Source organism: Promineifilum sp. (SeqCode) (assembly GCF_041918635.1).
Taxonomy (GTDB): Bacteria; Chloroflexota; Anaerolineae; order Promineifilales; family Promineifilaceae; genus Promineifilum.
This window is the reverse complement of record NZ_JAYRVJ010000076.1, coordinates 1-2,112: the sequence shown is the minus strand read 5'-3', so window position 1 is coordinate 2,112 and position 2,112 is coordinate 1. Positions and strand designations below refer to the sequence as shown.

At 63.7% G+C, this 2,112-nt stretch carries 1 protein-coding gene; it reads right to left on the bottom strand.

Annotation, left to right across the window (positions count from 1 at the left end; all coding sequences use genetic code 11):
- A partial coding sequence (locus ACE3UY_RS02515; RefSeq protein ID WP_374685977.1) for a DUF1565 domain-containing protein occupies positions 1–1,889 on the bottom strand: 1,889 nt, incomplete at its 3' end.
- Between the last annotated feature and the right edge of the window lie 223 nt (positions 1,890–2,112).

Below are 2,112 nucleotides of genomic sequence, written 5' to 3'. Positions count from 1 at the left end.
TGGATGATCGTCGCGTCGCGCCCGGTCTCGCCCTTCAGCGTCAGCGACTTGTTGACGTTGGGGCTTTCGGGATACGTGCCCGCCTTCACCAGGACGGTATCCCCCGCCTGGGCGTGGCCGATCTCCGACTGGATGCCCGCGGCGATGACCCGCACGCCGTTGAAGACGTAGGGGTCGGGCGTGGTGTAGCTCCAGGCCCGCACGTCGTTGGGCGGGTTCACGCCGGCCACGACCGCCTTGTTGTAGGTGTTGTTGTTCCAGTACGACGCCCAGTCGAACTCCGAGTCGTCCATCACACCGCGCACGCGGATGTGCTGGCCGCCGGCGGCGTTGTTGGTGAAGGTGTTGCCGGTGATGACCGCGCCGCCGACCGGGTAGGTGTACCACGGCACGGTCGTGTCGTTGCCGTTGAAGCTGATGCTGGCCCAGGTCTGACCGGCGTTCATCGTGAACACGTTGTTCGTGATCTTCCGGCCGCTGACCGGCCCGCTGGCCCCCGCGCCGCTGCTGACCGCGACCTGGCTGCCCGGCCCGAAGACGTTGTGCGTCACGGTGTAGCTCTCGATGTGGGCCACGCCCGTGCCGGTGTCATAGCGCCAGTCGCCGAAGTACGGGTACGCCCCGTCAATGCCGTCGCCGGTCATCAGGCAGTCCTTCAGGGTGAAGCCGTCGCCGATGATCTCGATCGTCTTGTTCTCGCCGGGGATGTTCGGCCCGATCTCCAGGCCGGCGATGGTCACGTCATCCCCCTCGACGAAGATGCCGCTCGTGCCGAAGTTGTTCGTGGCGTTGGTCGTGATGTCGGCCTCGGTCGCGTTGGGGTCGGTGATGGCGACGTCGGCGGCCGTCACGCCCTGCAGCGTCACGCCGTTCTTGGCGATGAACAGACCGAACTGGTGCGGGCCGTTCACGCCCAGCACCCAGCGGTTGACCGCCGTCTCGTTGTAGCTGCCGGGCAACACGCGCACCACGCCGCCGGGCTGCACCGTGTCAATCGCCTTCTGGATCGTCTTGAAGGCGTCGGCCGGGCTGGTGCCGCCGTTGGCGTCGCTGCCCGTATCGTCGGCGTAGCAGACCGTCGTGCACAGCGGGTTCGGCTCGAAGTTGGCTGAGACCACGTCCGCGCCGAACTCAACAACAACGTTGTCAACGAAGCCCTGGAACTGCTTCCCAGCTCCCCACCCTGACCCAATACCAGTGTTCACACCATAAATAAGTGTGGTGGCGTCAAGATCGGGTACAGTCGGATCGCCAGGTTGGCCTTGCGGGTTGCCGTTAAGCCAGTCGCTCAGCGTGACGCCGTAATTCTGAACCACGCCACTGCCGCCAGGCCCGGAACTCTTGAACATCCAGAAGTACTGCGTGGTCATGTCCACCGCAATCCACTGGTCAGCCGGCACGCCACCCGGGGCAGGATATCCATTGTAGATCGCTTCCCAGATGAGATAGCCGGTATAGTCTTCTGCACCAACGGTCCCGAGTGGAGGCATGTCATGATAGAAAGGCAGCCTGAACACCGGCACGAAGTGCGATGCGGTAGTGCTGGAACTGTCGCGGTAGAACTCGTAGGATACCTTGGACAGATTTCCCAGCGTCCGAGTGGCTACCGCAGGTGAGTTCCAAAGCTTCTGGAAGTCGACCTTGTCCTGGCTTGGCGAGCCGGGCGTCACGGCATTCGACACGAACTCTAAAGAGCCCAGACCGCCGCGCGGTTCAGTGGTGCTGATCGTTGCGTTGGCATCCGTGCGCTTGTTGGCAATAGCCCAGCCATCGGGATTGGCCGGGGTGACCACGGTGTTGGCCGCCGCCACAATGGACGGCAGGGCCAGCGCCAGCAGCAGCGCCATCAGGATGACGATGCGGCTGGTAGTGGAAAATCGGGTATTCATGGTATGTCTCACCTTTCCTGTAAACTGGTCATGTGAATGAAACCATCCGCCGCCCTCCCCTCTGGCAAGGCGCGCGGCCGGCTTTGGTAACGGGCAATGCGTCGCCACCCGGCCGTTGCGGGGCCGGTTGGGCGCGCATCAATTGTGGACCTGTGGAAATAGCTAATGGCCCCCGACGCTCCCTTGCGGGTAGGCCGTTGGCCTCGACACGACGGCGACTGGA